Origin of the sequence: Paenibacillus sp. FSL R7-0272, from assembly GCF_037969905.1 — a bacterium.
Taxonomy (GTDB): Bacteria; Bacillota; Bacilli; order Paenibacillales; family Paenibacillaceae; genus Paenibacillus; species Paenibacillus polysaccharolyticus.
Map to the genome: position 1 here is coordinate 4,161,567 of NZ_CP150221.1, position 22,764 is coordinate 4,184,330.

The window sequence follows — 22,764 nt, forward strand, 5'->3', positions numbered from 1 at the left end:
AATCACTTCCCTTTAATTGGAATATGAACTTGATCCAAAGATTGATTTTTTGTCCATGTACCATCTGTCTTTAATTGTTTATTACCTATTTTAATTTGTGCAGTCCAACGACTACCAGATGCAGAAGCAGGATATTTCGCCCTAGCAACAGGATCAGGGGAATGCCATCTAATGATTACTTTTTGTCCGTCAGCAAGTGAAAATTCATATTTTGCTCCTACTTTAATTGTATCTGTTTTTACAAATGTATTTTTCACCCCTTTTGGAATCATTGATTTTAAGTGGGTTATTCTAATTTCCCCATTTTTAATTAACTTCTGGGCAAATTTTCTGGCTTCATCTCTTGTTAATCCATTTATAGATCTTTTTCCTGTAATAGATTTAGTACTCTTCGGTTTTGATGTATTGGGTTTAGAAGAAGGACTGCTCCCTCCTCTACCTCCACCGCCACCCATGCTTCCGCCTGGAACTGTTCGTCCCCCACGGGAACTGCCACTACCACTTTCCAAACCTAGCAGAGCATTATTAGCTGGTCTTTTTGATTCTCCACTCGGATCCACATATTTCAACGGATTGTTGTGAACATACGAATACAGATTCAAACTCAGTGGATCATTCAGTTCACCTTCATACGTATCTTCACCGATGAAACGGGCCATGCCTGGGTCGTACCAGCGAGCTCTCAAGTATTGCAGACCTACGGTGTCATCCCAGTATTCTCCTGCGTATCGAAGTACATTCGGAACCGTTTCTTCTTTGGTTAACGGTCCGCCCCAGATATCGTATGTGTAACTGTTTAGAACTTCGCCTGCATCGTCCACAAGGCCAACAACGTCACCATGTCCGTTCAACTGGTAGTACTCCAGTTTGCCCGTCTTTTTATCCTGCCGGGCCCATAGCTGCCCATACAAGTCATAGATATAAACGTAAGCAAGCTCCGCTTTTCCAGACGATACTACAGCCTCAGCCATCAGTTTGGCTTCTTCGTCATAGTAATAACGTATCGTTTGCTCGCCTTCGGTACGTTCGTACAACAATCCATCGCCGTTATAGCTATAGTTTACGGTTTTACCTTCTCCAGTCGCTTTAACCATACGATTCTGACTGTCATACGTATACTGTGCATCCTTCAGACCGTATATCTTTCCGCTTCCGGTACTGTATCGGTTACCGTTCTGGTCATAGGTGTACGTTTCTTTTTGCGTGCCCGTTTCAGTCTGAATCCGGCTCAATTCATCGTACGTGTATTGATCCGTTTTTCCGTTTTGGATACGGGTCGTCATGTTTTTGTTACCGTCATACTCATAGCTAAACTGTTGAACCGCGGAAGCCCCTTGAGAGACTGTAACCCCCGACAGGTCATATCCGTTATACTGGTAGCTCGTACTGAGTCCTTTACCAAATGATAGTTTTTCCAGTAAGCTATTCGGTTTGTAACTGAACGTCATACGATCTACCGGTGTTGTTCCCGATGAAGCAAGAGCAGAAGCTCCTCCTGTACCCGAGGTAATATCCATGGAAGTGACCCGATTCATCGCGTCAAGCTCGCCGTGAATACGAAGGGCTTGTCCCTTTACATCGGTCATCGTGTATCCCAGACGTTGCTGTGTATTATTTTCATAACTCAACTGTGTTCCATCTGGAAATGTTAATCCGTCCAATATTCCATCTGATTGCTGATAGCTGTACGTCGTTTTGCCATGGTCGTCGGTCATGGAGGTTCTGCGCCCAACAGCATCATACGTATACGATACGCTCGTATCTGGCGCCTTCATGCTTGTGAGCATGTCGTCACTGTTGTACGTGTATTCGGTGACTTTTCCAAGTCGATCCTGCTTTTTGATCAGATTGCTTCGTTTATCATAGTAGTAGCTGGTTGCAGAGCCATCCTGAATAGGTGGAGTCTGTTTAATCAGCCTGCCCAGTTCATCATATTGTTTGGTTACCGTCTGACCATTCGCTGATACGACCTGAGTCGTCTGACCTTGATAGCTATAGAAATAACGGCTTGTCTCTTGCTTCGGTGTGGTGGCCGTTGCAATTTGACCCATAGCATCATACGTATACGTTGTCCGTTCGCCGTTACCATCAATGGATGCCGTCACATTACCATCCAGATCATACTCCTTCTGCTGCAATGGAACGTATGCACCGTTCTGATATTCTTCCATCACTGTCACGCGGCCCAATACATCTCTTTTTTCCCGGGTTTTGTTGCCAGCAGCATCTTCATACGTTACCGTACGATCTACAGCGTTATACGCTGTGTTAGCTGTGGTCGTATCCGGGTATTGAGTCTTGGTCGTTCGGCCCAACGCATCTACAACGAATCGGGTTACATTTCCTTCAGCATCTTCAACCGCGGTGACATTCCCTTCACGATCGTAGGCATACTTATAGGTAGCCTCTGCCGTCTGTTCTTCTGCCAGAAGACCTAACGGATTATACCGCTCTTTGGTAACCATACCGTCCGGGGCGGTGTTGGTAATTATATTTCTCACATCATCATAGGCAGTGACTGATTTTGTGCCATCCGCATGGGTGACTTGAAGAACCCGTCCGGCTTGGTCATACTGATACGTTTCTTCTTCACCGGAAGCATCGGTTACTTTTTTCAGTTCACTAGCACCATTATATTCATATGAATCGACATAAGGAGTTGCCTTCCCTGCAATATCATTGACAGTGGTTGATTTCGATTGAACTAAATGTCCCGCATTCGCATCATAACTCAGCGTCACCACGCGGTCTTTAGCCAGATAACCACCTTTATCCGTTGTTGTGACAACTCTGCCTTTTGCGTCGAGTTTGATTTCGGAGTCAGATAATATCTGTCCTCCGTATCCGTTTTTGGTTACACTTCGTAATACAGATCCTTGTCCATTATAAGTCGTTTCCGTGTATCTTTCTAACCTGTCATTAATCTTAGTCGTTGTACGAATGGGTTGGATCCAAAAGTACGGAGACTTCCCGGTTTCATAGGCATAAGTGGATTCTTGTCCCGTACTTTGCTTCTCGGAAGTAACCATTCCATTCGGATCATAGGTCACCGAAGTGGTCAGCTTATCTCCTGTACGCCCACTTTCGCTAGTCCATTCGGATTGTTCTGTCGGCAGATTCCGTTTATTTTGGCTATCGTACTTGTACTCCGTGTTATAGACGACGCCATCTGCACTTAATTCATGCTTGTTCACCCGGATTAAATCCGGCTGTGCAGCTGCACCGAATGATTTAGAGAACTTCCATGTATCCACCGTATTTCCTGATTTTACTTTGGTCGTCCATGAAGCGGACTGACCGTATGACTCCAGATCCTCTCCAGAGTATTCGAAATTAACTTTGTCCAGATCACCTTCGGCATCGGTTGAACTAAAATGGCTTTTGCGCTCTCTTACTTTGTATACAAAATGTACGGAAGACGTTCCAACCTGTTTCAAAGCCGGTATGTAGGCATAGTCTGTTATCGCTGAGGATGGGCTTGTAATACGCGACAGCAGCGCCGTATGCATCACACCATGTGCACTCTGATTTTGTTGAAGCTCCGGTAAAAAGTTGAATTTGGATTCCGGATAATAATACGTATAGGTCGTTGTTCGATCCAGCGCATCCGTAAACTCTCTCAGAATACGAATATCTCCGTCCTCACGCTGTGTATAGGTCACTTTCCGATCCGTTCCAGCAAGCTGAACAGTCATTTTCAGATCGCTATACGTAAATGTCAGCGCTTGACCTTCGCTATTTTCGATACGAGAGATAACACGGTTACCATTGGAATTCGTATATTTAAAATTCACCGTGTTTCGGTAGGCATCCGTAATCTGCAGCAATTCTCCTGTTTGTGTAAACAAATACTCGTACCCGTTCCGGACAGACAAACGATAACTGCTGGCTACCCCATCCACCGTTACAGTCGCATCTCTTTGAATTGAAATATCATTCCATACGTAACCTTCTAGTTCCAAATTTGCGTTTAAACGATAATAGCCCACACCTGGAATATAAATGTACTGGTTCTCACCACGTTGTTCCATAAAAGGCAGATCCCAACGCCAGCCCTGTCCAAGGCCTGCCGCTGTTTCTTTACGCGGTGTTACCGCATTAGAATACGTTTGAGTCGCTTCGTCATACTTCACACCAAGCTGTCCATTCGCTCTAGCTGTATCATAAATACGTGTCAGATCGAAGGGAATCAAACCTGGAAGTGACAGATCGGCACTTTGAATCGTCATCTCCCCTGTAGCAGTTGAGATGGACTCAGCTCCATAAGACGTCATATACTGGGATGCTTCATCCCGAAGATCGACATGATCAAGCCCTGTTTGATCCACGGTTGTTCCTGTACCTGGAACTTCATCGTCAACTGCAAGGATTGAAAAGGGTTTGAGCTGAGATGAATCAGACGGTGTGGATGAGGAAGGGCGTAACCCCTCCATGGTAATCGGTTCGCTGATTTCCTGGGTTTGAAGCCAGTTCTCAGCAGCCGCACCGCCTGAGCGATCTGTCTGTAACGCCTTATACAACTGATACAAGGAGTAACCTTGATCCAGTTTCGCTCTGATCCATTCCTCTTGAATACCAAACTGCTCTTGTAAACTATGAATTGTAATATAGGTAGCTGAAGGAAGAGAATCTCTTCCTTCTGACGACGATGCCGCCGCAGCCTGCCCTTCATACGCAAAAGAGCCAAGCCCACTAAAAACTAATATCGCACATAACCATATCAATGTTATTTTCTTAAACACTTCATCACCTCAACCTAGTATTAACAATCATTAATTAAATGGGAAAATTTTCTTTGTTCTTTTCGTTAAATTACCGTTACGGTCATACTCAAATACAATCTGATCTCCTGTATACAGCACAACTTTAAGCAATTGATTCGCATAACCGTATTCGTAGCTGTTATCGTTGCGAATGTTCATCCAGGCCGCTTTGATGGCTCCTTTTATCGGTTTGCCATTCTTTTCACTCAGTTTGAGATAGTACGTTTTGCCACCCTGCAGATCCCATTCAAGCACGGTATATTGCTCGCCGTACACCTGCTCCTGATCTACGGAAGACACCAGAGGTATGCTAAGCTCCTTGTCTTCATACAACTCGATTCGAGGTTCGATGGAAAAATCTCCTGATTCTTTGATTGCAATTCGATATTTATCAGAGCTATATGGACTGAAACGGTAGTAGATATTACCTTTTTGCTCCTTAGGAAGTTCAGTCTCTGTGTTCTCATACAAAGTCAGAAACTCTAATTCGACTTGCTTTACCGTAAAATTGCGGTATGGAGCTACGAATTTCAACGTTTGGTCTGACACATTATGCACCTGAATTTCAGACTTTCCAGGTATTTGTTGTGGTCCTACTGCGTCTTTCCCTTCTTTGACAACGACTTGGTTCTGATTCCGGACAACGTAATCGTAGACTAATCCTTCTACTTGAGATGTAAAGAGCACGGATGAGAAAGAAGATGTGTTAGAGAACACCGCCGTCGTGTTCGGCTCCAAATTTCGTTTAAGGAGTGCAGGCTCCTGACTGGGACTAGCCGTCACAGGCACGCTATATTGAATCGTTACTGGCTCAGAAGATATTGCAGTCATCACGAGTGTTCCGCCAGCAGGTATTTCCCAAGCATCCAAGTCCGAACCTGCCGTTAGATGCAAAAATTTATCGGTTCCTTCGTAAACTACAAAATCAACAATGGAACTGTTTGTTCCTACCCGATTGATTAGAGCCGTTGTTGAACCCGGATTCGTGAAGACTGCGCTCTGTCCCTGCTTCACTGTAATTTCCGTTTCAGGTGACGGGACTTCGTCGTCTTGTCCACGGAAAATACGATAAATCCCTCCATACGTTATCGCTTGCTCGGAAGTATTCGTAACGACAATTTTTTTGCTACCCACGACAAGGGGATCAAAAGCAACCGCTGTTCTCTTGGATGATTCCGTTCCATCTGAATTGTAGATGATATAATCAAAGACTTTCTGTTGATTACTAGAGGCATCCGTCCTGATTCTCTTGGAATCGGAGCTTATATTTGTATAGGCATAACTCTCTCCTTTGTTTAACGTTACACGTAAATAGGCGGGTTCCTGGCTATCCACGACGGAGAAATCGTCTGTATATTCAAATAACACAGGTGTGCTTCCTACAACGGTAACAATGGCTTCACCACCAGATGGAATGTTAACGAGACTACCATTGTTATTGAATTTGTCACTATATGCTTTGCCGTCTGATTTGTAGACAACGATGTCATATAGAGAACCTACCGTCTTCGCATTACTACGGATTGGATTACTAAGGGAACCGCCGTTATGAAATTTCACGGATTGTCCCGGTTCAACAGTAATCTTACTCAAGGCTTCGTTAGGCCGATCCTCCACATCAAAAATGGTATAAATGGCACCCATCGTAACAGGTTGTGAAGATACACCTGTAATTACGGCTTTGTTCCCATAAAATACCACCGGGGCAGTCGAGGTTGATTTTTTGGTGCTGCGCTCCGTACCATCGGAGTAATAAGTTACATAATCAAATAAACGAGATTTGTTATTCGATGAAGCATCACTATCGAGATATTCCTGACTTTTACCGTAGTTCCAGAATGTCACGCTCTCCCCCTGGTTCAACGTTACACGGTGATGGGAAGGTTCCAGGCTGTATTCAAAGGAAAAATCATCCGTGTAACTAAATTCAATCGGAACTTGTCCTACAACGGATACAACGGCGTAACCTTGGGATCGAATCATCGGATTGACATTTTTGTTAAAGCCGTCAGAATGCACAACATTTTCCGAGGTATACAAGGTGTAATCAAACACAGCTCCGTTCGCGCTGCTCGCATTGTTTTTAATTGGGTTGGCTAATGATCCGTTATTCCGGAAAATAACAGATTCGCCAGGATATACGGTCACTCTTGTTATCGCATCACCGCCAGCTTTCTGAACATCGAAAGTCCTGTAAGGCACACCGTATGTCACAGGTGTTGAGGTTACCAGTGTCACCACAGCTGTTCTGCCCGCAGCGATAGTCGGCTTTGTGGTTGAATTGGTCCCGGTCGTACTTTCTGTACCATCGGGAAGATAAACAACGTAATCATGTTTATCTTTAGAGGTCCCATCACTCTGAAGCGCATCCGATTTGGAACTAATATTCGTAAACTGATAACTCTCTCCTTGATTCAAAGTTACTCGTGTATACGCCGGCTCGTCACTCCAGTCACCCGTGTATACTTCATAGGGAAAACCAACACTAACAGGCTGTGAACCTGCACCTGTAATAATAACTTCATTTCCTCCAGCAACTGAAGGCTTGCCTGTAGTTTGGAAATTTGAACTTACAAGACTACCATCTTCTTTGTAAACAGCGTAGTCTATCTTCTTATCCTGGGTTGTGGAAGTACCCGCACTTAAAACTCTTGACTGTGATCCTTCATTGAAGAAGCGGTAACTTTCTCCTTTGGATAAAGTAACTCGGTGCATCGCAGGGTTTGTGGACACACCATAGGAAAACTCCGGTCGAACCGTAACCGTGAAAGGATTTTCCCCGCTTGATGTAATGACGATCGTGTAGCCTGAATTTACCGTTATACTTCCGGTAAAGTCTAAATTATCACCTGAAATACTTCCGTCCGGTCTATAATTGGCATAATCGTATGCACTGCCTCTTGAGGTTGATGCATTGATACTTAAACTCCTGGCAACGGTCCCGGTATTGGTGAATGTATATGATTCTCCCGGATTCATGACTAGTGTTTCGTTCGCCAAAGCCACTGCTTGGGTAGTGAACATGTGCTCTCCGTATGTATCATCCGTCACCGTCAACGGGTCTGATTCCTTCTTATGTTCTTCACCTTCATTTACATCCTCAGGTTCTTCATAGAATTCGGGGTCCCAACCCTCTACATCCGTCTGTCCTATTAGCACTGCATCCTCCGCAGAACGGTTGACATCATCACCCGTGCTTTCTGACGTTACTATTGAAGCTGATGGATCTGAAAGTGCATAACCGCTAGTTGGAAGCATGGTTCCAATAGCAAGCCAGAAAACTAGAAAAATAATAAAGCCTTTTCGTAGATTCATGAAATTTCTTTTCCTCCTTTATATTCATCTTCCAGTTCATCCCTTAAAAGAGATAAAGATGGTCGAATTATAAGTATCGTCATTTTCCTTAATTTAGGTAATAGTTATTTAGTCCTTGATTTTAGGGACTTTTTTCCTTTTAAAGGTGTGGATAAAACAAAAAAGCCGCCAGATGGCGACTCTTGGATAAAACAAAACAGATTGGTACTCTCTTACATATTAAATAAGCTTCACTACTACTTTTTCTCAATAAATAAATACATAAGTACTCTCATCTGACTGTTCTTCCGAGAAAACAAAATCTAACCGATCAAATCCTTTGATATCTTCCACATCTGTAATCTTACGCTCTGCCATATACCGTACCATCTCACCTCTCGCCATTTTGGCGCGGGTGGCCTTCTCCACCAGTTTCCCACCAACCATCTGTCCAAATACACAAGTGATAAAACGGGTTTCTTCTTTCAAAAAAGGCGTGATGTTCTTGCTGTACTCTTTGGAAGCCAGATTCAGAATGCAGTTGCTTTCGGATTGAAGCTGATCAGCCAGCTTGCTGCCCCAGAACTGATAAAGGGATTTGAATCCCGGCCCTTGCAGCTTGCCCTGCATCTCCAACCGATACGGAGTAACCCCGTCCAAAGGACGCAACATGCCATAAAACCCGGATAATATCCGCAAATGCTGCTCCAGATACGCCAGCTCTTCCTGCTGAAAAACACCCGGCGCCATATATTGATACTGAATGCCCTCATACGAATAGATGGCCGGTGTAAGATTTTCTTTTACATTCATGCTGCGAATCCGCTCCATGTTCAGTTCAGCGATAGCATCATTGCACTTCCATAACGTTTTGAGCTCTTCATAAGATAACGTCTGGAGCAGACTCAGGAGTTGTTCTGACTCGTTTATATATTGCGGCAACTGCGCGCTAGCCATTAGATCGGTATCAACCTTCATCTTTTTGGCTGGTGATATAATAATCCTCATCGTTCTAATCCATCCTTAATCTACCGTTGTTTTGTCGTTATTCATTGTACAGGATTAGGCAGATGAATCCAATGGTGGGTCATATTAAGATCGCGCCTTCATAAAAGATTCCAAAAGTTTAAGTTATTTTATGAAAGTTTACGAATTCGGATCAGGTGCCAGCTGAATCCATTCATCTTCTCTATAGTAGTAGATATATTCCTCCGGATTGTCTTTAAATTTAACAACAACAGGATACATCGGCATTTTACTACGGCGAGCTGTGATGCTGGTGATCGTCTGCTCATCCATTCCTTTTTCAACCGTTAAATACGTTCTCAACTTATCCTCAAGTTTCTTCATATCACTCTTATAGGACCCATACCATGCCAAAGAAGCAATGATCACGAGTGTTACTAGAACCAATGAGGTCTTTAGTAATTTCATCTCTATTCACCCTGACTCTTTTAATTTTTCTTCTTTTAATTCTCGAATTCATCCATTCAAAGCGATCATCTAATCTTAGCTCACAATGTACCTCGACCTCAACTTTAGCAATCCGGAATACCAGACTTTATATCAATGGGTCTTTGCTACCATTCCGAATCAATCACTCGTCAATATGTTATTATCTGAACTTAGTCCAATATTCTCATGGTCTTCCTAAATGGTTTTGTTATGATGATTAATAAAAGTATTTACATCAATGGATCAAGAGAAAGGGTGTCGCTTCTTCATGTTTATTATTCAATTACTGGTTGCTCTCGCACTTTTGAGCGGTTCAGGCAATTCAGATTATGCTTCATCTACAAACCTGGAGAGCACATCATTACAGACTCAAATTGCTTCGCCTGAACTTGTATTGGAATCCGGTATGAAACCTTTCCGGTCGGAATTAACATACAAAGATCTTAAGCCAGATTACAATGCATTCGAGCAGTCCGCGAGCAATCTTAGTGATAAACTTTTGGAAAATACTTCATCACCGATCTTATCTAAAGCTGGGGATACGGGCATATTCGAATACGGTGGACAGCTGAAATTGTTAAAAACAGTTTCTCTGGATCAAAGTATTGCAGTTGGACCATTAACTATTCATCTGATGGATGTCCAATTACTAGAAGCAAATGATATTCCCGAGGACACCCTGAAAAACATTTCGGTACTCAATCAACAGGATATCGCTTCTAAAATGACTTATATCAAAATCCTATACAGTGTCGAAAATACAACGGATCAAAATATAGGATTTTACGGTCTGAATTCTGTTCATCCGAATATGGGCAACCCTATTTCAGCAGATCGTAATTTCATGAGGAAACCTTACGTCTATCATCAATATAATGGTGTAGTCATGGATAATATAGCCGCTGGTTTCGTATACACTGGTGATCCTGATGAACTGGAGTCCATCGAATTAATTTTCAACAAGGTCTATGACTATGATACGGAAAAAACGATTGTAGAGCCGACTTCATTGACGATTCCATTCGAAAATAAAGATTAACGTTGAATCTGCGCTGTCTCACTACTCCATATATTCTTTCTCCGCGATAACAACGTATAAATAAAACAAACCCTGGTAAAATATCTGCAAATCTTCTGCAGCGTTCAACCAGGGTTTGTTGTTGGACCAAAAAATTAGTTACCACTCTACCTAATTAGCTGGCTTCTTGCATTACCACCTTATTTCGTAAAATCATGTTGCCCAATGGTCAGCAGTGTGGGCCTGCTCTTGCTCCACTCGGACGTGGCAATCTTCGGATTGTAATAAAATAGCGCTCCATGCGTTGGATCGGCACCATTGAGAGCTTGACGTGCAGCCTTGAACGAGGTTGCGGTTGGCTTCAGATTAAATTGACCATCGTCTACAGCTGTGAACTGACCTTTCTGGAAAATGACTTCGGAGATGGATGACGGAAACTCCCCCGATTGCACCCGGTTTAAGACAACTGCCCCTACAGCGACCTGTCCTTCGAAAGATTCTCCGCGCGCTTCCCCATGGATCAGCTTCGCCAGTTGACGCAGTGTTTCTCCTTCGGCTTTGACCTTTTGGTTCAGTCTGTTCAGCGTCACAGGCCCTACTACACCATCGGCACTTAATCCCTGCGCTTGCTGGAATTCACGAACGGCGTTCTGAGTAATCGAACCATAATAACCTGTCACACCAGCATCAAAATATCCTAGGTCACTCAATTGCTCTTGCAGTTGCACCACATGTTCACTGCGAATGCCCTGCTCCAGCTTTTGTGCCCCTGCTGAAGGGGCAGCAACGGTAAGTCCAAGCGTCATTGCACAGGCTCCAAGAAGCATACTGACTCGGCCTGCTCTTTTGTTCGTCTTTTTCCCCCTGCGATGGGTGACTTTACGACTCACGGTAATAGGCTCCATATCGTCTGCACTCATGCGCAGATCATTCGGATCAGAATACCCATATATGATATTCATCCCTGACTCTTCATCAACTCTCACCATTTCGTACACGCTATGCTGTTCACTCGTCATATGCATTTCATTCTTTGTATTTTTCTTCATCATTTCCTTAACCCTCCAATTTTCTGAATCCAGATATACTACTTCCCACTGAATCCTCACATTTGGACATCCCGAGTGTCATTATAGGATATCAAAAATAGCCCGTCTATCGGACCGATGGAGCATGAAAAAATGAGTCCTGCACATATCAAAAAGAGGCATGAGCCCATGGTCGTATCAGGGTCACACCTCTTCTTATATCAACCTTGTATCGCTTGTCCAACCCCCTTTTCCGTAGGCAGGCAGACCCGTATAAAAGTTGCGCTAAAATTTTCTGAACATTATTCGGCGAGTTCCTGCCCTTTCGTTTCCCGGCCCCAGAACAGCACAGCAGCTGCTCCAATAAGGATGGTTACGAAGAAAATGGTGAAAATCAGGCTGATGGGAACTGCCTTCTGAACAAGCATACCCACCATAAATGGTGCAAGTACGCCTCCAATCCGGCCGACCGATGTAGCTAGTCCAACGCCTGTGGAACGAACCGAAGTCGGATACAATTCAGGGCTGTATGCGTACAATCCGCCCCAAGCACCGAGATTGAAGAACGATAAACAGATTCCGGCGGCCAAAATGGTCGCTTCGGTTGTAGCCAGTCCAAAGGCAATCGCACTGAACGCAGTCAAAGTAAGGTAAACGACAAGTACAAACTTCCGGCCAAATCGTTCAATGAAATACGCAGCAGTGAAGTAACCTGGCAACTGTGCGATCGTCATGATCAACACATACTGGAAACTTTTGACCAACGTAAAACCCTTTGCCATTACAACCGAAGGCAGCCACAAGAACATGCCATAATACGAGAAAATAACGGTAAACCACAAAATCCATAGCATCAATGTGGTGCGGCGATGCGGTGCAGACCACACCGTGGCAACCTTCTCGCGGAAAGTGATTTTATGCAATTTCGTGTGATTCTTGTACCGCGGAGGATCTTGGATAGCACGGCGTAAATACAGCGCATAGAACGCAGGAAGTGCACCAATCGCAAACGCAATTCTCCACCCATACTCAGGGATAACAAAATTGGCAATCAGCGCCGATACAATCCAGCCCCCTGCCCAGAAGCTTTCCAACAACACAACCGCACGTCCACGTTCCGCTGTAGGCATCGATTCCGATACCAGCGTAGATGCTACGGGCAGCTCGCCGCCAAGACCGATCCCTGCAACGAGACGTAGTGCACACAAGACTGCAAAACCAGTAGCGAGTGCCGATAGACCGCTTGCAATCGTAAAGATCAGCAACGTCCACATCAGAATCGCTTTTCTTCCAAAACGGTCTGCGAGTGCACCTGCGAGCAAGGCACCCAGTGCCATACCGATGGAGTTGATACTCGTCAGCACCCCGACTTGTCCGGGACTTAGACTCCACTCCTTCGCGAGTGCAGCTACGATAAAGGAGATCATGCCGACTTCCATCGCATCAAACAGCCAGCTCATACCGGCACTGAACAGCAGCTTGCGCTGCTTGGGATTCCGCAACACTTCCAATTTACTCATCAGATTAATAGCTCCCTTGATCTCTATGTAGTCATCCTGACACTAAACCATTATTATGCAGAATGAACCAGAAATCAATGCAAAATACAGGGCCACGCTAAATGAAACATGTACATCTGGAAGTGAACATAAATACTTTATACTTTTTTGTAATTAAAGCAGTAAATTTGCAATTTTATAATTTTCCATTTATAACTAATAGAGGGGATTCTAAAATTAATTCGAATCGTTTCGAATGATAAAAACATTGGCTTATAAATCCCCAAAAATAATAACTATTCAGAATATCAAACTAACCATAGTCATACTAGGATCAGTATTAATTAAATAATTCATAAGGAGAGTTACAACAATGGTGACTAAAATACTTCCAATTTCTCAACCAAAAGTTATCGGTTTTTTACATCATGCTTATCCATTGTCAATTTTAGGTAATCACAATGAATATATTCCTTGGTTCTATAATAACTTCATCCAAATAATATGTAATCCAGAATACTTTGAGCATACGAATGACCATCTCGTTGATTTCTACTTTCCAAACGATCGATTGTTCAGTTACCCATGTATCGAGACCTATGCTTCTAAACCAGAATTTTCAATTAGTGAAATCGACATTGTAGACTACACTATTAATAGCATTAATAATGATTGCTATGTTTATACTCATGTTGATGAATTCTATATTCCTAATAGAAAAGTAAATAAACACTTCACTCATAATATTTTGGTTTATGGATACGAAGATAAAAAATTTAATGTTCTAGGTTTTAATGAGATTCGTCATTTTGCCAGCACTCAAGTTCCCTTTGAAGATTTTAGAAAAGCTTATAATCATGCTGATTACAAACTCACTATTCTATACAGTTACAACAACTACATTACACCACAATTTAATATCTACAATGTCATGCGTTCAATAAAGGATTATTTACTATCAATAAATACGATTCAAGGAAACTGTTACCTCCCTCCAAATCCTATATTTGGTATCGACACATATTATTATCTTAAACGATATGTCGAAATACTAAAATCAGGTTCAACTAAAGCAGATATACGTCCCTTTCATATTTTATTAGAGCACAAAACTTGTATGGTTGAGAGAATAAACTATATGAGGGAACACAACTATATAAGAAATCCCAATATTTATTCAAAATATAAAGAGATAGAAAAACTTGCATATATACAACGAAATATTATACTGAAGTACTCAATCTCTCTTGACCCTATGTCTTTGTCTAATCTGGCGAACTCTATTGATCTATTAATAGCTAAAGAAACGGATGCGTTAAATATGATTTTAGATGACTTACAATCATCTGGATTTAGCATTGATTAATACGCGCCCAGTATTACAGACAAATAAAAAGAAGTACTTATTTTATTCGATTAATTGTGAATTGGAGAAGAGTAGAGAATATACCCCAAAGCGAGATGCAGCCTTATGTGTACAATCGCTTTGGGCTTTTCCAGTTTCAAGCTGTTTCGTCAATTTCTATCTCCAGGCCTCAACCCTTAAGGGAACCTGCCGTAAGACCTGCGACGAAATAACGCTGAAGTAGCAAGAACAGCACAATCATCGGGATCGCTGTCACTAGAACACCAGTCAGCATCATCGGATAATTCGTCACGTACTCCCCGCGGAATTGCATCAGGGCAAGTGGCAAGGTGAGTTTGGACTTGCTGGTGAGCATAAGCATCGGAATGAGCAAGTCATTCCAGACCATCACCAGCAGGAACGTTGCGGTTGCGGCCAGTGAAGGTGCCGCCAGAGGCAGAGCGATCCGGGTAAAGAGTCTCCACTCGTTGGCCCCATCCATACTACCTGCTTCCAAAATTTCCGAATTCAACATACGCATGAAACCTGTCAGCATAAACACGGAAACGGGCATCAACATCGCAGCTGATACGATAATCAAACCTGTCAGACTGTCGGACCATCCAAGCGTACGTGTGAGGGAATAGATCGGCAACATGCTGACCTGTGACGGTACAATTAGACCAGCAACAAAGAGTGCAAACACAATTTTGCCTACGCCGCCGCCCCAGCGGACAATGGCATAAGCAATCATGCTACTGAGCAGTAGCTCAATCGCTACTGTCCCCAGTGTTACAATCATACTGTTCCCGAAATATTGCCACATGGGCTGATTACGGAACAATCCCGTCACATTATCCCATGTAAACGGGTCCGGCCAGCTGAATGGGCTGGTGAAGAAATTGCTACTTGTTTTGAACGAAGATACAAATACAAAATACAGCGGCACAAGGATCAGCAGCGCATACACAAACAGGATCAGTCGATTGAACCATTTGAAAACCATATAAAAAATCCCTCCTTCCTCTCAACCTCACACCTAAAGTTAATCTTCACATCCAAAATCAAATTACTACGTTTTTCTCGAACACGCTCACGAAAAGAGGCAATCATCTATCCGTTAATAGCTCACCCGGTCGGCACGTAGCGCCTTGAACTGTAATAACGTCAGTAGCGCGAGCAACACCAGGAAGATCATCGAACCGGCAGAAGCCAGACCAAACGAATAGCTGCCAAAAGCAGTATGATAAATGTATGTGGTCAAAATTTCAGTGGCGTAGTTCGGACCTCCGTCCGTCATTGTGAAAATAAGATCAAAAGCCTTGAACGACTGGATGGTCGTATAGGCTACCACAATCGTTGCCGATGGAGCCAGCAGCGGCCAGGTCACGGTGCGGAATACCTGCCATTTGCTCCCGCCGTCCATACGTGCCGCTTCGTACAGTTCTGCTGGGATCCCTTGCAGACCTGCGATGAACACAATCATCATCTGCCCTGCGTGAGCCCAAACCTGCACCGCAGCGATAGAGAAAATCGCAATCTTCGGATCACCGATCCAGTTACGAGCGATGCTACTCATCCCCGCCTCGTTTAATCCATAATTGATCAGTCCAATGGACGGGTCATACATGAACGCCCAGATCAGACCAACGGATACCGACGACAGAATCGCCGGCAGGAAATAAAGCGCCCGAAGTACCACTTTTGTCTTGGTATTGCGTACTAGAAGCAGGGCTAGAACGAGTGAAATAAAGGTTTGTGCGATCACAACGGTTAACATAAACTCCACGTTATTGCCGAAGGCTTTGCGAAATACGATGCTGCTGAGACTGTCCTTGTAATTATCCAGCCCTACAAATGCATACGACGGGGATACCCCGTCCCAATCCGTAAAGGAGTAGAACAGCCCCGTCAATGTAGGAAATACGAACAATCCAACGTACAGCAGCAATCCGGGTAACAGAAACAGGGATAGCTGAAACCGGTTTTTCATCGTTTATTTCCCGATATGCTGATCAATGATCGCTTGTGCTTGCTGTGCTGCTTCTTCCGGGGAAGTGCCACTCAGCACAGCCTGAATGGAGTTGGTTACCGCCTTCTGGTTATCTCCGTTCAGGATGGTGAACCGTGGCTGGAACACGGTCTTTTTGTTCGCCCATTCTCCCGCAACCTGAAGTTCTGGTGTATCATACTTCACGTCATTCACCGTTACATTCTGTCCTGTCTGGTTGGCGTATGCGCCAGCTACATCCGGTTTGCTCAGGAATTCAAGGAATTTCTTCGCTTCTTCCGGGTGTTTCGATTTGCTGTTTACCGCAAGCATGAATGTGGTCGTATGCACTCCCTCATATTTCGCCTGGTCGGCACTTACCGTAATCGGCGCGAGCAACTTTTGCTCGAGATTCGGGTTTTGTTGTTTGTTCTGAGCAAGTTGATACGATCCGCTTGCAAGCATCGCCGCTTTCTCCTGAATAAACAGTGCACCTGCTGCCGGGTCTTTCGTACCCAGTGCATTTTGCTGGAAGTATCCTTTATCGTTCAGCTCTTTGATTTGCGTCAACGTTTTTACCCAGAACTCATCTGTCAGTTTGGCTTCGCCCGCTTCAACTTTGGTAAAAATGTCGTCACTCGGTGCATTGTTCATCACCATCGTATTCATGAATTGGCCTGGACCAATATCCGCTCCGGCAAAGGCAATCGGAATAATGCCATTGTCTTTCAGCTTTTGGCACAGCGCCAGGAACCCTTCCCAATCTTTCGGTGGGGTCAGGCCGTACTTTTCAAACAGTTTAACGTTATAGATCGGATCGTTATATACAAGTTGATACGGAATCGCATATTGTTTGCCATCGTGTTGTCCGGCTTCGATCAGTTTCGGATTGTAAGCCGACAGGAAGGATGATCCCGTCAGATCCGTAAATAGTCCGGCTTTGCTGAATGCTTGGAACTGAGCACCCGGGAAAGAGGCAAACACATCCCCTGTGGAGCCGTCGCTGATTTTGGATTGCACGGTGGATTGATATTGATCCGAAGGGAGCGTCTGCATCTCCACATGGATGTTCGGATTTTCTTTTTCAAACGCGTCAATCGTCTTGTTAAATGCTTCGGAATCCTCGCCCCGCCAGTGCATGAAGCTAATGGTCACTTTACCTGAACCTGAGGAGCCGTTCTCTCCGGATGCCGCATTATTTCCACCGCCGCAAGCGGACAGCAGGATGGACATCACCAGCATACTGACAAGCGGCAGGATCATTTTTTTATTTTTTTTCATGAAAGACGACCTCCTAAGGATGATAAACGTAAGTTAAACCGACTAAATTTACACTGAACACTACGTATTCATAACAATCTTTCAATCGCTGTTACCCCCGGATTTTTTCAATTTTAATATATAAGGAGAAATCCGGGGATAAAGGCGAGCGCTCCGCTTTTCCAGATTTGTTTTGAATACTTCGTTGTCGTGTAAAAAACAAGTTTTACTTATTTAGTTGGCAGTAATAGAATGCTGTTTCTGTCTTGTTTTCCATTTCTCGCGGATGATGGGCATCACGGTCTTGCCGAAGATTTCGGCTTCTTCCAGATGCGGATAACCGGACAGAATGAATGTTGTCACGCCCAGGTCTCCGTATTCCATCAAACGTTCTGCAACCTGCTCCGCTGTACCCACGATGAGGATGGCTCCCCCAGAGCGTACTACCGACAAACCTGTCCACAGGTTTGGCCCAACCACAAACTGCTGTTTCTCGGACAATTCACGAAGCTCATTCTGTCTGCGCTGGTTGGTGGCATCCGTTTCGGCGAACGCGGCTTTGGCCTTTTCAATCGCTTCCGGTGGTACTTTGCTGATGATCTCCCACGCTGCTGCCCATGCCTCTTCTTCGGTATCCCGAATGAGCACCTGTGCACGCATACCGTAACGGAGCTGGCGATCTTGTCCCGTTTCCTCTTTCACCTGCTCCCGAATGACCTCGATCTCTTCGATCTGCTCCTGAATCCAGTCATGCGGCTCGCCCCACATCAGGAAGGTATCCGCATGTTCAACTGCCACTCGCTTTGCAATCGGAGAACTTCCTCCAAGATAGAACGGAGGGTATGGCTTCTGTACCGTCTCCGGCATGCCTACCGGGCCTTTGAAGTTGTAATATTGACCGTTGAATTCAGGATTTGGTTCGCTGGATGCATCTGCACCTGATTGTGCGCCACTTCCGGCGAATTCCGTCAGATTCAAGCCTGTCGACTGCGTCCACGAACGCTTCATGACTTCCATATATTCGCTTGCGCGAACATACCGTTCATCATGCGCATGTGCCAGTGGATCACCGAGTTCTTCCAGATCTCGAACCGAACTGCCTGTAACTACGTTAATCATGGCACGACCGCCAGAGAGCTGATCCAGTGCCGCACCCATGCGAGCTGCGAGTACGGGTGTCACCAGACCCGGGCGAATCGCTACAAGGGGACGCAATGTCTTGGTGTGACTCATTACCGCTGAGCCGACCACCCATGCGTCCAGACAGGCTCCCCCTGTCGGAATCAGTACAAATTCGAACCCTGCCGTCTCCGCCGTCTGTGCCACCTGCACCAGATAATCCAGACTTGGCTCACGTTCCGGCTCTACACCTACATACTTCCCATCTCCAGCCGTTGGTAAAAACCACCCAAACTTCATCTCTTCCTGCTCGCTCACCATCGTCATTCCCTTCTATGGATAAATAAAGTCTCATGTTAAAAATAAGATCGGTGTTGTGCAACATGGCCGTTCCGGGTACGAATCGTTCTTTCGATCGCTGTTATCTCCAGATTTTTTTGGTTCCCTTTCCCAAAGGGAAAATCCGGAGATAAAGGCGAACACTACGTTTCTTCAGAATCGATTTCGCCCCTCCACTACGTTCGCACTCGTTAAACCCTATTTTTAAAGTGCGCCTAATTTCTAATTATTTTGTAAAGTATACATCCAAATGCCGATTAATTAACTTGGTTTAATAGGTATGGACATCATATCAATTGATTTGTCTGTGATCAATGTCATTTCGCGGTAATTTATTTTTGTCATTTTGTGGTCGTTTTTCGAATTCAGATTCACCTGATCTTGAATTTGTATAAAACCCACCTGTATAATAGGTTATAAATGAATCTTTTAGAAGATATCGACGATACTTATACAATAAAGAGGTGTTCCTGGTGACCGAGCTTGAGCGCATGAAGGAGGACCACCACGAGTTTTTGGATATTCTATTTTTTACTCCGTCTGAATTTGAGAAGGCCAGCGGTGCATGGCCCTTACGCATTGGTCGTAACATTGCTAAAAGCAATTATCATATAGGTCCTCGGACTACGCCTTATCATTATTTGTTATTTGTGCTGGAGGGCGAAGGCTCATTCATTCAGAACGGACAGCAGTATCCCTTGCGAGCCAAAGATGCTTTCTGTCTGTTTCCGCATGTGACGCATGAGTACTGGACAGATCCCGACCATCCTTTGCAGAAAATATTTATTGCCTTTGACGGAGCATATGCCGCTGAACTGCTCTCCCGAATTGGCTTAAGTCCTGACAATCCGTACCGTTCAGGTGTACTGACACCCGAGACCGCAGGCAACATGCGTTCATTTATGGAGGACGTTCGTAAACCGCAGGACAGTGCCAGTGATTTGGGACGACTGATCCGGTTTCTCGGCCTTTTCGACCGCATTGCGCGCTCTCCAGCGACCAAAGACTTGCAACCGAATGTAGCCACCCCCTGGCTTCAAAAAGGGAAAGAGTACATTGAACTTCATTTCGCAGGCGGCATTTCGGTGGAGGGTGTGTCTGCCCATGCAGGGGTGGATCGAACCCATTTTGCCAAACAGTTTCGCAAAGCCTACGGCTTGTCCCCAGTGCAATATATTCAGCAACTCAAAATGAATCAAGCCAAACTCCTGCTTGTGCAGACCACGCTGAGTTTAACGGAGGTCGCTCATTCCGTGGGTTACCCGGATTTATTTTCGTTCTCCAAAGCTTTTAAAAAGCAAGTCGGTCTACCTCCTAACCGTTATCGGACAACGACAACAGAACAGAAGAGAGACTAGATGAGTTGGTTAAGAGAACACCAGAACACCCGCGCTAACGGAGCGATTTCCTGTTCTCAAACACTAAAATATCCTGAATAAGGCAAGCCCCTTCACTATGCGAGTGATCGGGATTTGCCTTATTCAGGTTTTCTATTTTAGATGAGCTAGAATCAGTATCTGCTGTCTCTGACGAGTCGAAATGTTTTTTTCATAGATCACAAGTTAAATTACGAAAAAATCTCATCTGGCACTTCCTAAAAACTTACTCTCAACATATGTAACTTATGTACCGGTTCTTACGTTAATCCTAATGAATAATGAATATACCAAAGGAGTGGTTATCATGCGTATTTCCAAGTTTTTAGTGGTGACTGTGCTAACTTTTGCTATGGCTGGCTTCAGTTCATCCGTAAATGCGGCTTCTCCCCCCGCTTCCGGATCAACTGTGAACATCCAATCCAATGTGCTGGGTGAAAAATCATTTACAGGTCTGATGATTAAAGGGCATACCTACGTTGATCTCGACGGATTCGTGAACTGCCTTCCGTTCCAAATTAATTCCAAAGCGTTATCCTTTCAATCCGAGACCAAAACATTTAAGGTACTCAATGAAGACTTTGCAATTCCTACCCCAGAATTACAGTTCAAGGTTGGAAGTGATACGTTCCAGCACAATGATGAGTCATTTCGATTGAGTGATCCCGTTCTTCTGATTCAAAACCGCATTTATTTTCCGCTAAAAGATATCGTTTCGGTCTACGACATTAACGTTTCTTATAACTCGCAGACGAAAACGGTACAAGTGAGTAAAGAGTAACTTACGTTACACTAATTTACAAAGGTAGCACGTTTACCAAAACGGGGAACAAGCGCACCAATTGGGACGCTTTTATCTAACCATAGGCTCCTGATGTTTGGGATCATCGTCCATGTAGCTGTGCTGCTGAATGTGCCCGTCCTTGAAAAGGATGTAATAATATTTATTATTAGGCTCATCCGCGAATGTTACGGAAGCACCATATGGTGCCTCTGAGCTTGTGAAGGAATAGTTACCCGTTATATCTATCATTTCCTCAGGGGAATATCCCTTTTGTTGAATTAAATAAGCCCTTACTTTCTTTTCAGCATCTTTCATTTGAATTGGATTACCGAATAAACTGAAGTACACCCAACCTGATATCACCACAACGAACGCTAAAGTAGCAATCAAACTGATTTTCACTCTTTTCGACATAGAGAAACCTCCATTTCTACACTTTCACATTCTCTAAATAATATAAAAATCCCTTCTGAGCTACACACAGCAGGAACGAATACCTGCTGCTTTGCCCAGAAGGGATTATCAACTAAACGTTAAAGCTTGTGTTATTGTTTCTGATGTTGTGATCCTTCCTTCATTTCCCCGGTCTTACGGACAAGCGGGATGCCGTTTTGCTTCGCATACCACGCCTCATAATGATGCACAGCCACACCTGCAAACGATGAATGTGAGGCGCCCAGTTCAAACACCTTCTGCATCTCTTCGTCCATATTGCTGATGGGTTTGCGGAAAAAGGTCAGGTGATCTCCCTCGTGTGTATCCGCGAGTTCTGCTCCAATCCAGACCTTCTTGCCCAGATCATCCGCTTCAGCCAGCTCTTCCTTAGACAGATCGTACATCTGCTGCCCGCTGTCTCGATAAGCCATAATGGCCACCGCATCAAAACGGGAGATGACCCAGCGACTGAACGTCTCCTTGCCTCCAGCAGACTGCCGGGCATCCAGCCAGAATGGAATCGCTGCACTCATATATAGTCCTGCTGCCTTTCCGGCTTCCGTCCAGACCTCCATATTATTCTGCCATTCGGCAATGACACTGCTCTGCTCGTTCTCCCAGCGTTTTAACTGGTACGGCTCGACATCGAGCTGAATGCCTTCAAAGCGTTCATTCTTCGCAGAAGAAGAATTGTATGCCCGCACGCGTTCAATAAAAGCAAGTCCTTCTGCACGCTTCTCGCGATAAGCCCAGTCGGCATGACCATTCAGCGCGTGCACTTCAATCTCGGCATTGGTCGCAGCCGCAATGAACTTACGATAAGCCGCATCAGGCACCTCATCCTGAACTTGCAGGAAAATGGTATCCACGCCCTGTTCCTTGGAGAACGCGATAATCTCAGGTGTCTGCTTCATAATGATCGACGTATCCCACAGCCAGGTTGCCTTGTGTTCCTCATGCGAAAACCATTTGAACAGCCAGGACAGGAGCAGCAGGCAGAACACCACAGCCACAATAGCCCATTTTGCCTTACCTGCCAACTTGCCCTGTATTCTCATC

General features: G+C 44.5%; 16 protein-coding genes. 4 read left to right on the forward strand and 12 right to left on the reverse strand.

The annotated features are described in order from the left end of the window. Positions 1 to 2 precede the first annotated feature (2 nt). The 4 genes from MKY23_RS18510 to MKY23_RS18525 all read right to left on the reverse strand — a co-directional run bounded on the left by MKY23_RS18510 (position 3) and on the right by MKY23_RS18525 (position 9,491). Entirely contained in the window at positions 3 to 4,742 is a 4,740-nt protein-coding gene (locus MKY23_RS18510) for an RHS repeat-associated core domain-containing protein (RefSeq protein WP_339831320.1), read from the reverse strand. A 30-nt stretch (positions 4,743 to 4,772) separates the two neighbouring features. Further along, positions 4,773 to 8,078, reverse strand: coding sequence for a hypothetical protein (locus MKY23_RS18515; RefSeq protein ID WP_339831323.1), 3,306 nt, complete (start codon positions 8,076 to 8,078; stop codon positions 4,773 to 4,775). A gap of 246 nt (positions 8,079 to 8,324) precedes the next feature. Further along, positions 8,325 to 9,065 carry a peroxide stress protein YaaA gene (gene yaaA / locus MKY23_RS18520; protein WP_221789083.1) on the reverse strand — a complete coding sequence of 247 codons (741 nt, stop codon included), beginning with the start codon at positions 9,063 to 9,065 and terminating at the stop codon, positions 8,325 to 8,327. Positions 9,066 to 9,203: 138 nt separating this feature from the next. After that, entirely contained in the window at positions 9,204 to 9,491 is a 288-nt protein-coding gene (locus tag MKY23_RS18525; protein WP_221789081.1) for a DUF3139 domain-containing protein, read from the reverse strand. A 289-nt stretch (positions 9,492 to 9,780) separates the two neighbouring features. On the opposite strand from MKY23_RS18525, the gene MKY23_RS18530 reads away from it, so the two are divergent. Further along, positions 9,781 to 10,551 carry a hypothetical protein gene (locus tag MKY23_RS18530; protein WP_221789080.1) on the forward strand — a complete coding sequence of 257 codons (771 nt, stop codon included), beginning with the start codon at positions 9,781 to 9,783 and terminating at the stop codon, positions 10,549 to 10,551. 179 nt (positions 10,552 to 10,730) lie between these two features. Here MKY23_RS18530 and MKY23_RS18535 read toward each other — a convergent pair whose 3' ends face one another. After that, positions 10,731 to 11,357 (reverse strand): cell wall hydrolase, encoded by a 627-nt coding sequence (locus MKY23_RS18535; protein ID WP_312027625.1) that lies wholly within the window; start codon positions 11,355 to 11,357, stop codon positions 10,731 to 10,733. Positions 11,358 to 11,860: 503 nt separating this feature from the next. Next, on the reverse strand, positions 11,861 to 13,078 hold the full coding sequence (locus MKY23_RS18540; protein WP_090922661.1) for an MFS transporter: 1,218 nt from the start codon (positions 13,076 to 13,078) through the stop codon (positions 11,861 to 11,863). A gap of 352 nt (positions 13,079 to 13,430) precedes the next feature. Here MKY23_RS18540 and MKY23_RS18545 point away from each other — a divergent pair, with 352 nt between their 5' ends. Continuing rightward, positions 13,431 to 14,423, forward strand: a complete 993-nt coding sequence (locus tag MKY23_RS18545; protein WP_221789079.1) for a hypothetical protein — start codon at positions 13,431 to 13,433, stop codon at positions 14,421 to 14,423. Between the two features lie 169 nt (positions 14,424 to 14,592). Here the strand turns inward: MKY23_RS18545 and MKY23_RS18550 are convergent, their stop codons facing one another. The 4 genes from MKY23_RS18550 to MKY23_RS18565 all read right to left on the reverse strand — a co-directional run bounded on the left by MKY23_RS18550 (position 14,593) and on the right by MKY23_RS18565 (position 19,098). Beyond that, on the reverse strand, positions 14,593 to 15,408 hold the full coding sequence (locus MKY23_RS18550; protein WP_221789078.1) for a carbohydrate ABC transporter permease: 816 nt from the start codon (positions 15,406 to 15,408) through the stop codon (positions 14,593 to 14,595). A 114-nt stretch (positions 15,409 to 15,522) separates the two neighbouring features. Further along, positions 15,523 to 16,395: a sugar ABC transporter permease gene (locus tag MKY23_RS18555; protein ID WP_221789077.1), complete on the reverse strand. Its 873-nt coding sequence runs from the start codon at positions 16,393 to 16,395 to the stop codon at positions 15,523 to 15,525. Between the two features lie 3 nt (positions 16,396 to 16,398). Next, a complete protein-coding gene (locus MKY23_RS18560; protein WP_221789076.1) occupies positions 16,399 to 17,673 on the reverse strand; it encodes an extracellular solute-binding protein in 1,275 nt (424 codons plus the stop codon). Between the two features lie 213 nt (positions 17,674 to 17,886). Further along, a complete protein-coding gene (locus MKY23_RS18565) occupies positions 17,887 to 19,098 on the reverse strand; it encodes an LLM class flavin-dependent oxidoreductase (protein WP_221789075.1) in 1,212 nt (403 codons plus the stop codon). A 485-nt stretch (positions 19,099 to 19,583) separates the two neighbouring features. Here MKY23_RS18565 and MKY23_RS18570 point away from each other — a divergent pair, with 485 nt between their 5' ends. Further along, a complete protein-coding gene (locus MKY23_RS18570; protein ID WP_339831331.1) occupies positions 19,584 to 20,468 on the forward strand; it encodes an AraC family transcriptional regulator in 885 nt (294 codons plus the stop codon). A 325-nt stretch (positions 20,469 to 20,793) separates the two neighbouring features. Further along, complete coding sequence (locus MKY23_RS18575; protein ID WP_221789074.1) at positions 20,794 to 21,267, forward strand: stalk domain-containing protein; 474 nt, start codon at positions 20,794 to 20,796, stop codon at positions 21,265 to 21,267. Between the two features lie 72 nt (positions 21,268 to 21,339). On the opposite strand, the gene MKY23_RS18580 is transcribed toward MKY23_RS18575, so the two are convergent. Further along, positions 21,340 to 21,684 carry a DUF3139 domain-containing protein gene (locus MKY23_RS18580; RefSeq protein ID WP_221789073.1) on the reverse strand — a complete coding sequence of 115 codons (345 nt, stop codon included), beginning with the start codon at positions 21,682 to 21,684 and terminating at the stop codon, positions 21,340 to 21,342. Positions 21,685 to 21,815: 131 nt separating this feature from the next. Beyond that, the gene (locus MKY23_RS18585) at positions 21,816 to 22,763 is read right to left on the reverse strand and encodes a hypothetical protein (RefSeq protein ID WP_221789072.1); all 948 of its coding nucleotides are present in this window, start codon (positions 22,761 to 22,763) and stop codon (positions 21,816 to 21,818) included. Position 22,764 lies beyond the last annotated feature (1 nt).

What these genes read in the sequence shown, in the direction of transcription:
- MKY23_RS18515 (WP_339831323.1), bottom strand. Translation starts at nt 8,078, where the DNA reads ATGAATCTACGAAAAGGCTTTATTATTTTTCTAGTTTTCTGGCTTGCT.
- yaaA (WP_221789083.1), bottom strand. Translation starts at nt 9,065, where the DNA reads ATGAGGATTATTATATCACCAGCCAAAAAGATGAAGGTTGATACCGAT.
- MKY23_RS18525 (WP_221789081.1), bottom strand. Translation starts at nt 9,491, where the DNA reads ATGAAATTACTAAAGACCTCATTGGTTCTAGTAACACTCGTGATCATT.
- MKY23_RS18530 (WP_221789080.1), top strand. Translation starts at nt 9,781, where the DNA reads ATGTTTATTATTCAATTACTGGTTGCTCTCGCACTTTTGAGCGGTTCA.
- MKY23_RS18535 (WP_312027625.1), bottom strand. Translation starts at nt 11,357, where the DNA reads ATGCTTCTTGGAGCCTGTGCAATGACGCTTGGACTTACCGTTGCTGCC.
- MKY23_RS18540 (WP_090922661.1), bottom strand. Translation starts at nt 13,078, where the DNA reads ATGAGTAAATTGGAAGTGTTGCGGAATCCCAAGCAGCGCAAGCTGCTG.
- MKY23_RS18545 (WP_221789079.1), top strand. Translation starts at nt 13,431, where the DNA reads ATGGTGACTAAAATACTTCCAATTTCTCAACCAAAAGTTATCGGTTTT.
- MKY23_RS18550 (WP_221789078.1), bottom strand. Translation starts at nt 15,408, where the DNA reads ATGGTTTTCAAATGGTTCAATCGACTGATCCTGTTTGTGTATGCGCTG.
- MKY23_RS18555 (WP_221789077.1), bottom strand. Translation starts at nt 16,395, where the DNA reads ATGAAAAACCGGTTTCAGCTATCCCTGTTTCTGTTACCCGGATTGCTG.
- MKY23_RS18560 (WP_221789076.1), bottom strand. Translation starts at nt 17,673, where the DNA reads ATGAAAAAAAATAAAAAAATGATCCTGCCGCTTGTCAGTATGCTGGTG.
- MKY23_RS18565 (WP_221789075.1), bottom strand. Translation starts at nt 19,098, where the DNA reads ATGACGATGGTGAGCGAGCAGGAAGAGATGAAGTTTGGGTGGTTTTTA.
- MKY23_RS18575 (WP_221789074.1), top strand. Translation starts at nt 20,794, where the DNA reads ATGCGTATTTCCAAGTTTTTAGTGGTGACTGTGCTAACTTTTGCTATG.
- MKY23_RS18580 (WP_221789073.1), bottom strand. Translation starts at nt 21,684, where the DNA reads ATGTCGAAAAGAGTGAAAATCAGTTTGATTGCTACTTTAGCGTTCGTT.
- MKY23_RS18585 (WP_221789072.1), bottom strand. Translation starts at nt 22,763, where the DNA reads ATGAGAATACAGGGCAAGTTGGCAGGTAAGGCAAAATGGGCTATTGTG.